This is a genomic window from Mucilaginibacter sp. CAU 1740, assembly GCF_039839285.1.
Lineage (GTDB): Bacteria > Bacteroidota > Bacteroidia > Sphingobacteriales > Sphingobacteriaceae > Mucilaginibacter.
Window position 1 is genome coordinate 90,400 of sequence record NZ_JBDOQS010000012.1, and the last position, 14,183, is coordinate 104,582.

At 42.0% G+C, this 14,183-nt stretch carries 16 protein-coding genes; 12 read left to right on the forward strand and 4 right to left on the reverse strand.

All coding sequences use genetic code 11. The annotated features are described in order from the left end of the window. Positions 1-11 precede the first annotated feature (11 nt). The 9 genes from AAFN85_RS23385 to AAFN85_RS23425 all read left to right on the forward strand — a co-directional run bounded on the left by AAFN85_RS23385 (position 12) and on the right by AAFN85_RS23425 (position 8,979). Positions 12-728 (forward strand): 3'-5' exonuclease, encoded by a 717-nt coding sequence (locus tag AAFN85_RS23385; protein WP_347530136.1) that lies wholly within the window; start codon positions 12-14, stop codon positions 726-728. Beyond that, positions 721-2,418 carry an ABC transporter ATP-binding protein gene (locus AAFN85_RS23390; protein WP_347530137.1) on the forward strand — a complete coding sequence of 566 codons (1,698 nt, stop codon included), beginning with the start codon at positions 721-723 and terminating at the stop codon, positions 2,416-2,418. Before AAFN85_RS23385 ends, AAFN85_RS23390 begins: the two co-directional genes overlap by 8 nt. A gap of 108 nt (positions 2,419-2,526) precedes the next feature. Next, positions 2,527-4,665: a ribonuclease R gene (gene rnr / locus AAFN85_RS23395; protein WP_347530138.1), complete on the forward strand. Its 2,139-nt coding sequence runs from the start codon at positions 2,527-2,529 to the stop codon at positions 4,663-4,665. Positions 4,666-4,849: 184 nt separating this feature from the next. Next, complete coding sequence (locus AAFN85_RS23400; protein WP_347530139.1) at positions 4,850-5,824, forward strand: polyprenyl synthetase family protein; 975 nt, start codon at positions 4,850-4,852, stop codon at positions 5,822-5,824. 13 nt (positions 5,825-5,837) lie between these two features. Next, positions 5,838-6,197 (forward strand): energy transducer TonB, encoded by a 360-nt coding sequence (locus AAFN85_RS23405; RefSeq protein ID WP_347530141.1) that lies wholly within the window; start codon positions 5,838-5,840, stop codon positions 6,195-6,197. Between the two features lie 2 nt (positions 6,198-6,199). Further along, complete coding sequence (locus tag AAFN85_RS23410) at positions 6,200-6,619, forward strand: energy transducer TonB (protein WP_347530142.1); 420 nt, start codon at positions 6,200-6,202, stop codon at positions 6,617-6,619. A 14-nt stretch (positions 6,620-6,633) separates the two neighbouring features. Continuing rightward, a complete protein-coding gene (locus tag AAFN85_RS23415) occupies positions 6,634-6,957 on the forward strand; it encodes an energy transducer TonB (protein ID WP_347530143.1) in 324 nt (107 codons plus the stop codon). Positions 6,958-6,962: 5 nt separating this feature from the next. After that, the gene (locus AAFN85_RS23420; protein ID WP_347530144.1) at positions 6,963-8,558 is read left to right on the forward strand and encodes a M1 family metallopeptidase; all 1,596 of its coding nucleotides are present in this window, start codon (positions 6,963-6,965) and stop codon (positions 8,556-8,558) included. A 4-nt stretch (positions 8,559-8,562) separates the two neighbouring features. Beyond that, entirely contained in the window at positions 8,563-8,979 is a 417-nt protein-coding gene (locus AAFN85_RS23425) for a hypothetical protein (RefSeq protein WP_347530145.1), read from the forward strand. Positions 8,980-9,046: 67 nt separating this feature from the next. On the opposite strand, the gene rpmA is transcribed toward AAFN85_RS23425, so the two are convergent. The 4 genes from rpmA to AAFN85_RS23445 all read right to left on the reverse strand — a co-directional run bounded on the left by rpmA (position 9,047) and on the right by AAFN85_RS23445 (position 12,118). Then, a complete protein-coding gene (gene rpmA, locus AAFN85_RS23430; RefSeq protein ID WP_347530146.1) occupies positions 9,047-9,469 on the reverse strand; it encodes a 50S ribosomal protein L27 in 423 nt (140 codons plus the stop codon). 52 nt (positions 9,470-9,521) lie between these two features. After that, on the reverse strand, positions 9,522-9,830 hold the full coding sequence (rplU, locus tag AAFN85_RS23435; RefSeq protein WP_347530147.1) for a 50S ribosomal protein L21: 309 nt from the start codon (positions 9,828-9,830) through the stop codon (positions 9,522-9,524). A 76-nt stretch (positions 9,831-9,906) separates the two neighbouring features. Beyond that, positions 9,907-10,413 carry a hypothetical protein gene (locus AAFN85_RS23440; RefSeq protein WP_347530148.1) on the reverse strand — a complete coding sequence of 169 codons (507 nt, stop codon included), beginning with the start codon at positions 10,411-10,413 and terminating at the stop codon, positions 9,907-9,909. A 328-nt stretch (positions 10,414-10,741) separates the two neighbouring features. After that, entirely contained in the window at positions 10,742-12,118 is a 1,377-nt protein-coding gene (locus AAFN85_RS23445) for a dicarboxylate/amino acid:cation symporter (protein ID WP_347530149.1), read from the reverse strand. 207 nt (positions 12,119-12,325) lie between these two features. Between AAFN85_RS23445 and AAFN85_RS23450 the strand changes: the two genes are divergently transcribed. The 3 genes from AAFN85_RS23450 to AAFN85_RS23460 are packed head-to-tail and all read left to right on the forward strand — an operon-like array spanning position 12,326 to position 13,969. Then, positions 12,326-12,853, forward strand: a complete 528-nt coding sequence (locus AAFN85_RS23450; protein WP_347530150.1) for a hypothetical protein — start codon at positions 12,326-12,328, stop codon at positions 12,851-12,853. 41 nt (positions 12,854-12,894) lie between these two features. After that, positions 12,895-13,392: an RNA polymerase sigma factor gene (locus AAFN85_RS23455; RefSeq protein ID WP_347530151.1), complete on the forward strand. Its 498-nt coding sequence runs from the start codon at positions 12,895-12,897 to the stop codon at positions 13,390-13,392. After that, positions 13,379-13,969, forward strand: coding sequence for a hypothetical protein (locus AAFN85_RS23460; protein WP_347530152.1), 591 nt, complete (start codon positions 13,379-13,381; stop codon positions 13,967-13,969). Before AAFN85_RS23455 ends, AAFN85_RS23460 begins: the two co-directional genes overlap by 14 nt. The last annotated feature ends 214 nt before the right edge of the window (positions 13,970-14,183 follow it).

Consider the following 14,183-nt stretch of genomic DNA (forward strand, 5'->3'; position numbering starts at 1 on the left):
TTGATACCCGGATGCTTGAACAGTACGACCTGCATAACATACTGATAATTGATATTGAAACCGTACCGCAATACAGCAGCCATGATCAACTGCCCGAAAACCTGCAAAAGCTTTGGGAGCTAAAAACCCAATACCAGCGTAAAGACGAACCTGCCGATACTTATTATGAACGCGCAGGTATCTGGGCTGAGTTTGGTAAGATAGTTTGTATTTCGGCGGGAATTTTCACAGCCGGTAAAAGCACAGGTTTCCGGGTAAAATCATTTGCCTCGCACGATGAAAAGGAGTTGTTGACCAAGTTTTGCAACCTGCTTTTTAGTCAACCAGCCAATTTGATCTTGTGCGCCCATAATGGCAAGGAGTTTGATTTTCCGTACATCTGCCGCAGGTTGCTGCTTAACGGCATGCCATTTCCACCTCAATTACAAATAGCGGGTAAAAAGCCTTGGGAGATCATCCACCTGGATACCATGGAGCTTTGGAAATTTGGCGATCATAAACATTATACTTCTTTAAGCCTGCTTTCGGCAATTTTTAATATCCCTACGCCTAAGGGTGATATCGACGGCAGCGATGTTGGCCGCGTTTACTGGCAGGATAACCAGTTGGAACGTATTTGCACTTACTGCCAAAAGGATGTTGTCGCCACCGCGCAATTATTAAGGCGTTACCGTGGAGAAGAATTGATAACAGATGATTGTATCACCATAGTTGGCGGCAATGCTTGAGGTAAATAACTTATCGGTAAGTTTCCGCAACGGGAAAAACAACTTCAAAGCTGTTAAGGATATTTCCTTTACCCTTCAAAAGGGAGAAACTATCGGCATTGTGGGTGAATCTGGTTCAGGTAAATCGGTTACATCATTGGCTATTATGCGTTTGCTTAACCCCGATCAAACCGTTTTAGATGGCCATGTACTTTTAAACGGGCGCTGCCTTTGTTCGCTTTCGGAGGATGAAATGCAGCAGGTTCGCGGTAACCAGGTGGCCATGATATTCCAGGAACCCATGACATCGCTTAACCCGGTGCTTACCTGCGGTTTTCAGTTAACCGAAGCTATCAGGCTGCATTTAGGTTTAAGCAAGGCCGAGGCTAAACAAAAGACCATCGATCTGTTTAAGGAAGTTCAACTCCCCCGACCCGAAGCGATATTCGACAGCTACCCACACCAGATCTCGGGCGGACAAAAGCAGCGGGTAATGATAGCCATGGCATTAGCTTGCAATCCGGAAATTTTAATTGCCGATGAGCCTACTACCGCCCTTGACGTTACGGTGCAGAAAACCATCATCGAACTACTTCATAAGTTAAAAGCCGAACGGCAAATGAGCCTTATTTTCATCTCGCACGATTTAGGGGTGATCAAAGAAATAGCCGACCGCGTTTTAGTAATGTATAAAGGCGAAGTTATTGAGGAGGCAACAGTTAGTGAGTTATTCACCAATCCTCAACATCCCTACACCAAAGGTTTACTGGCCTGCCGCCCTTCTCCAGATCAGCATTTGAAAAAACTGCCTGTAGTTGCTGACTTTTTGAATGAAGATAAACCGGTAGTTACTATTGAAGGCATCCGCGAGCGGTACCAATATCCACCAGATGAAATATCGGCACGAAAAAAGAAGTTATATAGCCAACAACCTTTACTTAAAGTTGATGGTTTAAATACCTGGTTCCCCACCGGCACAGGCCTATTTAAGCATAGGAATAATATTGTAAAAGCGGTTAACAATGTAAGCTTTGAGGTTTATCCGGGTGAAACACTGGGCTTGGTTGGAGAATCGGGCTGCGGTAAAACTACACTTGGGCGTAGCATTTTAAGGCTAATTGAGCCTACATCAGGCACGGTCACGTTTGAAAACACCGATTTGCGCGGGCTAAAGAAAGATGAATTAAGAGAGGTCAGGAAAGATATCCAGATCATTTTCCAGGATCCGTATTCATCCTTAAACCCTAAACTTACTGTCGGTCAATCCATCATGGAACCCTTGCAGGTGCACGGCTTTTATGATAATGATACAGTTCGGAAAAGAAAAGTATTGGAACTACTGGAACGAGTAAACCTGCTACCGGCGCACTTTAACCGCTACCCTCACGAGTTTTCGGGCGGGCAAAGGCAGCGTATTGTTATTGCCCGAGCTTTGGCGTTACAACCTAAATTCATCATCTGTGATGAATCGGTTTCGGCGCTTGATGTTTCAGTGCAGGCACAAGTTTTAAACCTCATCCGTGAGTTGCAGGAAGAATTAAAGCTGACTTATATTTTTATCTCGCATGATCTGGCTGTGATCAAACATATCTCCGACAGGATGATGGTGATGAATAAAGGCGAGATAGTGGAAATGGGCTATCCGGATGATATTTATTACAAGCCGAAGGAAGAGTATACCAAGAAATTGATTGCTTCGATACCGGGTTAATCAAGCCAGTATCCATCTCTACACCGCCGCGTTGTAACGACACATTGAACAAGTTCCCCAATTAATAACCACCCTAAAATTCTGTATCTTTGATACAAATACTACACTATGTCTAAACATAAAAAGAAAAACTCATCTATAAACCAGGTATTTACCCAACTGGTGCTCGATATATTTGAACAAAATGGCAATACGCCACTCAACTATAAGCAGGTATCTGCAAAACTAAATGTGCGCGATGATGAAGGTCGGCAGGTAATACTCGAAATACTTAAAGAAGAAGCATTTAAATCCGTTTTAAAAGAAACTGCTCCCGGAAAATTCCAGCTCATTGAGCTTAAAACGTTTGTAGAGGGTATTGTTGATATGACCGCCGATGGCTCGGCCTTTATTGTTACTGATGACGAGTTTGAAAGCGACATATTCATCGCCCCACGCAAACTACGCACGGCCCTTAATGGCGATCGTGTAAAAGTTTACGTTTACGCCAAAAGTCGCGGCAAAAACAAAGAAGGTGAGGTTATTGAGATCATTAAACGCGCTAAGATGGAGTTTACAGGCGTGGTTAAACTATCGGAGCGTTACGCGTTTTTTATCCCGGACGACCGCAAAATGATGCATGATATTTTTATCCCGATGGCCGAGCTTAACGGGGCAAAAAATGGCATCAAAGCCGTTGCCGAAATTACCGACTGGCCAACCGAAGCCAAAAACCCTATCGGCCGGATAAAACACGTTTTAGGAGCGCAGGGCGAGAACGATACAGAAATGAATGCCATCCTTGCCGAATACGGCTTCCCGCTATCATTCCCTGCGGAGGTTGAGCATGATGCGGGAGAAATTTCGGACGTGATCACGCCCGAAGAAATTGCCAAACGCCGCGATTTTCGCGATATCACTACTTTCACTATCGACCCATTTGATGCCAAGGATTTTGACGATGCCCTATCCTACCGCGTACTGGAGAACGGCAACTATGAGGTTGGCGTGCACATTGCCGATGTATCGCACTATATCATCCCCGATTCTGCTTTAGATAAAGAAGCGCTTGACAGGGCCACTTCAGTTTATTTGGTGGATAGGGTGATTCCGATGCTGCCCGAAAGGCTCTCGAACGGGCTTTGCTCGCTTCGCCCTAAAGAAGAAAAACTATGCTTCTCTGCGGTATTTGAAATGGACGAAGAAGCCAATATCGTTACCGAATGGTATGGCAAAACCATCATATGCTCCGACAGGCGTTTTACCTACGAAGAAGTACAGGAAGTTATCGAAACCGGCGAAGGTGATTTTAAAGAAGAGATCTTTAAACTAAATGCGCTCGCTCATAAACTTCGCGTGCGCAAGTTTAAAAATGGTGCTATCAGCTTTGAAACCACCGAAGTTAAATTCAAGCTTGATGAAACCGGCAAACCCATAGGCGTTTATGTAAAAGAACGTAAAGACGCCCACAAACTGATTGAAGACTTTATGCTGTTGGCCAACCGTAAAGTAGCCGAGCGGGTAAGCAAAATGGGCAAAGGTAAACACAGATTTACTTTTGTTTACCGTGTACATGACTCACCCAAACCCGATGCATTGGCCAACTTTGCGCAGTTTGCGGCACGGTTTGGTTATAAGATCAACACCAAATCCGACAAGGAAACGGCCAAATCACTTAACTATTTAATGGAAGATGTGGAAGGTAAAAAAGAGCAGAATGTATTAACGCACCTCGCTATCCGATCAATGGCAAAAGCTATTTATACTACCAAAAGCAGCAGTCACTACGGTTTGGCTTTTGATCATTATACACACTTTACCTCGCCTATCCGTCGTTACCCGGATGTGATGGTGCACAGGCTATTATTCCATTATTTAAACGGAGGGCAATCGGCCAATGCCGAGGCTTACGAAAAACTATGCTCGCACAGTTCGGCTATGGAGAAAAAAGCTGCGGATGCCGAACGTTCTTCGGTAAAATACAAACAAGCTGAGTATCTTCGCGACCAGGTTGGCAACACCTTTACAGGCATCATCTCGGGCGTTACCGAATGGGGCATGTATGTAGAGATCATCGAAAATAAATGCGAAGGCATGATCCGCCTGCGCGATATTTCGGACGATTTTTATACTTTGGACGAGAAAAATTATGCTATCATCGGTCAGCGTAAAAAGAAAATTTACCAGCTTGGCGATGAGGTACAGATCAAAGTAAAACAAGTTGACCTGACTAAAAAACAGATAGATTTTTCACTGGTACAGGAATAGTGATTGGTGAATGGTTGATTGAGTGAGTAGTTGATTAGGTTGAAAAACTGAAACCACTTACCTGATTAACTTAATAAACCACTTACTTTTAAATTGGCTGATGACATTGGTTAAGAGTATTGTTGAATACATGAAATACAACAAGCACTCACCTAATCAACCCAATCAACCACTCACTTAAAAAATGAAACAACTTACAGAGTTACAGTTACTGATAAATGACGCGGTTGGAAAGTTAAGTTATCCGGCCTACCCGGCCGATTTGTACGAACCGATAAGCTATATCCTATCTATTGGCGGCAAACGCATGCGCCCTGCCCTGCTACTTTTAGCCTGCGACCTTTTCGGCGGCGACGTGGATAAAGCCATCGAACCGGCACTGGCCATTGAGGTATTTCACAACTTTACCCTGATGCATGATGACATCATGGATAAAGCCCCGCTTCGTCGCGGTAAAGCTACTGTTCATGAGAAATGGAATACTAACGTGGCTATCCTATCGGGCGATGCCATGATGGTAGAAGCCAACCGCATGATGATGCTGGTGAATGATAGCATATTACGTAATGTGCTTAATGTTTTTAACGATACCGCGACAGGCGTTTGCGAAGGTCAGCAGATTGACATGAGCTTTGAGCAACGTAACGATGTAGCCATAGCCGAATACCTGGAAATGATCCGCCTTAAAACCGCTGTATTACTTGGCGGCACCATGAAAATAGGCTCTATCATTGGAGGTGCTTCGGCTACGGATGCGGAATTAATCGATGCGTTTGGTGTTAACCTGGGCATAGCCTTTCAGTTACAGGACGATATACTGGACGTTTACGGTGATCCGGAAAAATTCGGCAAACAAGTTGGCGGCGATATCATCTCTAACAAAAAAACATACCTATTGATCAAGGCACTCGAATTGGCCAAGGGTGAAACTAAAACCGAACTTAACAACTGGATCGGCCTTGAACAGTTTGACAACGTTGAAAAAGTTGCCGCGGTAACAGCAATTTACGACGCTCTTGATATCAGGCAACAGGCAGAACAAGCCATGCACTCATTTGCAGATAAGGCTTTTGCCGCCCTGGAAGCTATAAGTTTGCCCGAAGACCATAAACAGTACCTTCGTGACTTTGCCGATAGCTTGCTGGTAAGGGAGAATTGATTTATATTTAAGGATGAAGAAACTTTTACCCATCCTTATCCTTTTATTGATCTCATCGGCCTTAAAAGCCCAAAAACTTGCACCGCCTCATTTTCGCGGAGGAGATAAGGCTTTCCATGATTTTTTGGATCAAAACCTAAAATGGCCAAAAGATACGCTTGTTAAACAAGGCATTGTTAAGGTAAGTTTTTTTGTAGAAGATAACGGGGCGCTCACGGATATTAAACTGGTACAGGGTTTTTCACCAGAATTTGACAAAGAAGCGCTTAGGGTTATCAAACTATCTCCCAGATGGATCGCTGCTACGCGCGATGGTAAACCTATCAAATCAAAATATTCTGTCCCTATCCAGTATGAGTTAACAGTATTATGATTATGAGATGGTCCTTAGTGCTAATATTTTTATCGTTGTCAGAAATAACGGCTAAAGCTCAAAATAATACTCCGTTATCAATCGACACAAGTGCTTATAAAGTGTATGATTACGCCGTTAAAGTAGATAAGCAACCAGAATTTCCCGGAGGCCTTGATGCTTTCTTTTCATTCATTAAAAAGAATTTACGATGGCCGATTAAAAGTCAGAAGATAGAAGGAAGGATTTTCGTAGAGGTAACGATAACAAAAAATGGCTCCCTAATTAATCCAGTTATAAAGAGGGGCTTATCTGAGGAACAAGATAAAGAAGCGCTACGCTTAGTCAAGAAAAGTCCCAAATGGAAACCGGCTATGCTAAAGGGTAAAGCTATTGATTTTAAATATTACCTCATTATTCCGTTTAAAAGAGATGATGAATAATTAGTTCTACTGCAATGGGAAAGCAAACTATAAAAATAACAGAAGCAGCACTAACCACAACTTTTGATTTTGATGCAATAAAAAAATTCATTGAATATATATCCAACAACCTCAATTATCCCGAAGGGGAAACCGCAGAGGGTGAAGTGTTAGTTGAATATACTACCGACGAAGAGGGCAAATTAATTGAAGCCCACATCAAACAAAACTTATCCGAAGCTACAGATGCAGAAGCTTTGCGAGTGATCCGCTCCTACGCGGATTGGAAGCCCCGCATTATCCATAGCCAACCTAAGCCGGGTAAACATACTATACCATTACGTTTTAAACGCCCATAATTTAGATGAAAAGAATTATCTCAGCCGCATTATTTCTCCTGGTTTCCGCAGGCCTGCTAAATGCCCAAACCCTAACGTCGGGCGGAAAACTAAAACCGGAACAAGCCATAATGGATGTAAAACATTACACTATTTCGCTTGCTGTTGATCCTGCACAGAAAACGATAAACGGCTTCACTACAATAGACGTAGTAATGGCCAAGCCCACCAAAGTTTTACTGTTTGATTTGCTCGATTCATTAAGAGTAAGCAAGGTGCTGGTAAACGGAAAACCCGAAACCTTTGATTATAAAAACAACCTCATCACCATTAACACCGCTAAAGAATTACCCGCCGGAAAAGCCAGCGTTAAGGTAATTTACGGAGGCAAGCCACATGTTGCCCGTCGCCCGCCATGGGATGACGGCTTTATCTGGACACGCGATTCTACCGGGCATCAGTGGATGGCTATAACCGCCGAGGGTACTGGTGGTAAACTTTATTTCCCTTGTAAAGATCACCCATCAGATGAGCCTGATCAAGGTGCAGATCTGATCATCACTGTTCCTAAAGATCTGGTAGTGGCAGGTCCGGGTTTATTGAAAAACGTGAGCAAAAAAGGTGAAACAGCTACTTATCATTGGCAAACAAAATATCCTATCAATAACTACAGCATCCTGTTCAACGCGGGCGATTATACTGTAGTTAGCCGACCGTACACCACGGTTGATGGCCATAAAGTTCCGGTACAGTTTTATGTATTGAAAGAGCACGCCGCCAAAGCCGAACATCATCTGGATATTTTTATCAAAACCATTAAAGAGCAGGAGAAATATTTTGGCGAATATCCCTGGGCCAAAGAAAAGATAGGCATTGTTGAAACCCCTCACCTGGGCATGGAGCATCAAACCATGAATGCCTATGGTGCTAAATTCAGGTACAGCAAAGTTGGAGGCGAAGATTACGACGGCCTCATGCATCACGAATTTGGCCACGAATGGTGGGGCAATAAAGTAACCGCCAAAGATTGGGGCGACTACTGGATTCACGAAGGCATCTGCACCTATGGCGATGCCCTTTACGTGCGAGAGTTTGAGGGTGAAAAAGCATATATCAAATTCTTCCAAAACTCGGCCCTATCCTTCGGCAATAAAATCCCTATTGTAATAGGTAAGGATATTGATGAAGAATCGGCTTACAATGGAGATATCTACGGCAAAGGCGCATTCTTTATGCATACGCTGAGATATGTGATGGGTGATAGTACCTTTTTCCCTACCCTTAAAGGTTTTGTTACGGATCCGCGATATACTTACAACAATATGGCCAGCACCGAAGATGTGATCGATTATTTCAGCAAAGCGGCGGGGAAAGATTTGAAACCTCTGTTCGACCTGTACATCTATTCCATCAATAAATTGGAAGTGAATGTAAAAGCACAACGAGGCGATAAATACCAGATTCAATTACTCAATATCGATATGCCTTTGCCTGTTGATATCACTGCTGAAGGCATTACAAAAAAATACATGATCGATAAAAAAGGGATTACTATCGTTAGCAAAACGATGCCTGTAATCGATCCGGATACTTACTATCTCAAAAAACTGATCATTGAATAAGTTTATGAAAGGCTGGGTTGTATCGGGTTTAATGTTGCTTTCTGTTAGTTCATTTGCGCAAAGCAAATTGGCAAAGGCGAACATTAGGCCCGATACTACAATTTATACAACAGCCGAAGTAATGCCTGAATTTCCTGGAGGTATGGAAAAATGGATGAAATATCTTTTCAGTGTCCCCATACCAAAAGATTACTATCAACAAAATACGCAAGCCAGTTTTTTTATACAAATGATTATAGAACCCGATGGAAGTGTAACTCACGCCCGGGTTCGTAGAATAATCAATAAAGCTATGTGTGAAGCGTTCGTTAAACATGTTAACAATTCGCCAAAGTGGAAGCCAGGATTCATTCAAGGTAAAACAGTAAGGGTACTATATTACGCTCCTATCAGTTGTTTTATGCTGGAATCCGACGAATAATCCCCAAAACAAAAAATCCCGATCAAAACTGACCGGGATTTTTTATATTCTGATATTTGTTAACTGATTACTCAGCTACAACTTCTTCAGCTGTATCAGCAGCTTCTTCTTTTTTAGCTTTTGGAGCAGCTTTCTTTTTAGGAGCTTCTTCAGCAGCAGGAGCTTCTACTTCAACAGCTTTAGCTTCTTTTTTTGCTTTTGGAGCAGGTGCAGCTACTTCTTCAACTTCAGCAGCCTCGAAAGGAACAACTGAAACGTATGAACGGTTATCAGCTTTCTTTCTGAAAACTACGATACCTTCTGCCAAGGCAAATAAAGTGTGATCTTTACCCAAACCTACGTTTAAACCTGGATTATGTTTGGTACCACGCTGGCGAACAATGATGTTACCTGCAATTGCTGGTTGACCACCGAAAATTTTGATACCTAAACGTTTGCTATGTGACTCGCGGCCGTTTCTGGAACTACCGGCCCCTTTTTTATGTGCCATTTTTTATTTCTTTTATGGAATTGTAAAAACAACTCCTTGGTTCAACCTTTAATTATAATGTAATACCGGTTATCTCAATTTTGGTAAATTGTTGACGGTGACCGTTTTTCTTTTTGTAACCTTTTCTTCTTTTCTTTTTGAAGATGATCACTTTATCACCTTTTAAATGCGACACGATCTTAGCCGATACTTTAGCGCCTTTCAAATCAGAACCTAATTTGAATGAACCTTCGTTTTCTGCTAACAATACATTGTCAAATTCAATATTAGCGCCTTCATCGCCTTGTAATCTGTGTACAAAGATCTGCTGGTCTTTAGCAACTTTAAATTGCTGTCCTGCTATACTTACTATTGCGTACATGTTTTGTTAATTATTTGTTTTTAAATTCGAGGTGCAAATATAGGGATTGATTATTTAATAAACAATACACCCTATATTATTTTTTACCGCGATTTTCAACGTCAGTAATCTTTTTCTGGATCTCGCCTATCAGCCTTTGGTTAGCATCTACAAGTTTGGGGTTGCCGGGATAGTCGCTGTCAAAAGTCACACGTTTTGTTTTCTCTTTGTATTTAAATTCGATCACATAACGCACGCCCTTCTTCGCGGCAGCAGCCGTAGTATCCCCCATTTCGTTTGATGGAAAATCCCAAAAACCCAGGTCGGCAGCTTTGCGGTGCAGATATAACAGGTCATCCTTAGTAAAATGGATATGCTCTTTCACCAGCGAATCTTTCCTATCCAAATACTGGAACATCCCGGTATGCGAGTCATACTTATTTAACAAGCTATCCTTATGCCCATACTCAAAACTCATGGACTGAAAATCGACAAAACGATATGGCGCATTTTTGATCATCATACCATAATAATAAACGCAGTACAAAATAAATGGTACCACCACAGTCATGATCAGAAATACCTTTTTTAAACGGGGAGACATATGTAGTTAATTTGAATTATTGAGTATAGAAATATTTTAGTTAGTAATTTTATTTATTTGACCCGTCATTGCGAGGTACGAAGCAATCCCCTACAGGCAGGTCGGAATGCAAAGTTCTTAGCTATTGGGGCTTAATAGTGATCTGATTATTTATTAAACAATTTTCTTTTAATCATATTTGGGGCGTTGCCTGCGGCCCGGGCTTTGCGTTCCAAGTCCTCGCTCTCCTGCCCCTCTATCCATCGCGCGCTGTGGGCTTTCCACTGCAATCCCTAACGCGGGCTTGCGCTCTTTAGCACAACCAATATAATTTTACTTTTAACAACAATTAAGTGTTTATTTTCTCCCCTTCCCATTTGCTAACCACGGCTGTCGCCATGGCATTGCCAAGCACATTTGTAGCGGAACGGCCCATGTCTAACAAAGGATCAATACCTATTAATAAGAACAAACCAGCCTCCGGAATATTAAACATCGAAAGCGTACCAGCAATCACCACCAACGACGCCCTCGGCACCCCTGCCACACCTTTACTGGTAAGCATTAGTATCAACAACATCGACAACTGGTGCCCAAACGAAAGATGAATATCATATGATTGTGCCAGGAATAATGATGCAAAAGTCATGTACATCATCGAACCATCCAGGTTAAATGAATATCCCAACGGCAGCACAAAGCTTACTATCTTGTTGCTACAACCAAAACGCTCCAGCTCTTCCAATACTTTTGGATAAGCCGCCTCACTGGTTGAGGTACTAAAAGCGATCAGCATAGCATCTTTTATACTATTGATCAACCTAAACACAGGCTTCTTCAAAACGATGTAACCGGCCAATATAATTACAGACCACAATACGATCAGCGAAAAATAAAACTCACTGATAAAAATACCATAAGTTGAAAGCACGCCTACACCCTGCTTAGCAACAACAGCCGTTATTGCACCGAACACGGCCAAAGGAGCCATCTTCATTACATAGCCTGTAATTTTCATGATCACGTGCGCAAAAGCATCCATTGCCTTGATCACAATTTTGCCCTGCTCACCAATGGCAGCGGTAGCTACACCAAAAAATAAGGAGAACACAACGATCTGCAAGATCTCGTTATTGGCCATAGCCTCAATAAAACTCTTCGGGAATACGTGCCCGATAAACTCGGTTAATGACAATGCCGATTTTTTGATACCAGTACTTAAATGACTATCCGGCAATGGCAAGTGCATGGTTTTCCCCGGCTCAAACAGGTTTACCAATAGCATCCCAAGCAACAATGAAACCAACGTGGCGCTGATAAACCAAAGCATTGTTTTGCCACCTATCCGGCCTACGGCTTTAATATCTCCCACTTTTGCTACCCCAACAACCAGCGTGGTAAATACCAGTGGGGCAACGATCATTTTTATGAGGTTAAGGAATATCTTACTTAAGATATTGTATAGTTCAAGTTTATCTTCACGGGTTTCTGTAGCCGTAAATTGCACTTTAAGTTGTGCGGCCTTTTGTATTTTGAGATCTTTAAAAGCAGCTACTGTGGTATCGGGTAAAGCCTCAATACTTTTATTGATAGATTTGAGGTTCGCTCCGGCGGTGCTGATCTGTTTATTCAGATCGGCAAATACATAGGTATTATAAATATAGCCGGCCACCACGCCTGCTACCAGCGCGATAAAAATGAAGAGCGTCAGTCTGCTTTTTTTCATTTAATATAATAAGCCTGCAAAACTACAAAATTTACGCTCTGTTTAAGTAGCCATGGGAATATTCTATTTTATGGTTAGTCGGAATGAGAAAACAAAATTGCCGTGACCGAGATATCGAATTTTAATTTTCGTTTAAATTTTATTGAACTGTAAATGCCATTCGTGAAAAATATTTAAACAATTAGTATTTTGCCCGCTTATTAAAACATGAGCACTACAGCCTACGGATTGCAGCATATCAAAAAAGAGATTCAGCACCTGCCCAACGAGCAGCTGGCCGAATTAATGCTGCGCCTGGCCCGCTACAAAAAAGAAAACAAAGAACTACTGGCCTACCTCCTATTCGAAGCTCATGATGAGGCCGCTTTTGTTGAAAAAGTAAAATCCGAAGCCGGGTTCATGTTCAGCCAATTATCCTCATTAAGCTATAATGCCGCAAAAGGGATGCGCAAAATTTTAAGGTTGCTGAGCAAGTACGCCAAGTTCATGGCTTCAAAAGGTGCTGAGATCGAACTGCTCATCAATTTCTGTGAAAATTATCTTGAATATGCTGATCGCCGTACCTCATACAAACCCCTTCGGCTAATATTATTAAGACAGGTTGAAAAGGTACGAGGCCTGATCGGTAAACTTCACGAAGACCTTCAATTTGACTATCAGGACAGTTACAACAAATTAATAACCGATGCCGAAGCTAAGCTGGGCTGGTTTAAAAAGAATGATCACCTGTTGTAACATCTAACACTTAACATCGTCTAAATATAAAATTAACTGAAGTGGCCAACAAGGAAGCAGCGTTCAAGCAGATATATGAAGCTAATTCTAAAAAGATATTCCATCTGTGCTATGGTTATACCGGCGATGACGATGCCGCTAACGACCTGCTACAGGAAACTTTTTTAAAGGTTTGGCAAAATCTGGACAAGTTCCGGAATCAGGCCATGATCTCAACCTGGATCTATCGTATAGCTGTAAATACCTGCTTAACTTATTTGCGCTCGGAAAAACGACAGGCCAAAGACGAACTGACCCCCCAGTTTGCTGAAACCAAGCGTGAAGAATTATCCGAAAAAAACGAACAGGTAGCATTATTATATAAGTGTATTTCAAAACTGGAAGAATCGGAAAGGATCATTATAACGATGGTGCTTGATGAGGTGCCGTACCCGGAGATCGCCGAGATCTCGGGAATATCAGAAGGGAACTTGAGGGTGAAAATTTATCGTATTAAACAAAAATTAACGGAGTTATATAACCAGTATGAAAGACTTTGATCATTTGATGTCGGTTTGGCAGGGACAGCCAAAGCCGGATCAGCTTTCGGTGGATGAGGTGCTGAAACAGGTTAAGAAGGGGATCAGGAGTATAACCAATAAGTTGTATTGGAGCATTGTGGCTATGGTGATAACTGCAGTTTTCGCTTTTATAGTTACCTTTTTCCTGGCGTTTAAATCGGCCGTTACTACTGTTGGTATCCTTATTGTTTTGGTCACCATGATCATGGGTTTGGCCTTAATGGTGCGCCACTACCATATCCTGAGCAAGCGCGACGCCACCATTAACCCCGCTGATTATCTTGACAGTTTAAAAGCTTATCAAAAAAACAGAAGCAAAGTGATAGGTTGGTTTTATTATACCTATATATTACTACTAAGCGCAGGCTTGGCTATGTACTTTATTGAGGTGCTTGAACACTCATCATTAACATTTAAAATAGTTACTTACGGTTCAATACTGGTATGGTTCCTGTTCACCACGTTTTATCTTAAACCACGTATGTTTAAAAACGAGGAAGAAAAGCTAAACCTAATGATTGACAGGCTGATGCGCTTGAAAGAACAATTTGATTAGATAGATTTTGTTGTGTCTCGCCTAAATTTTGATGAGTCTTTATTAAGCCTGTGGTCGGTGTTTTCACCGTACCACATGATCTAAAGAAGTTACACTAATCAAAACGACAACAACTTCCCCAAAAGTGGTGCGTTGAAAACACAAACCCTGGCTCTATAATCACCTGAAAACAGTAGAGGTTGCGAGACGTTATGATTTCCTGAATTATCTCGCG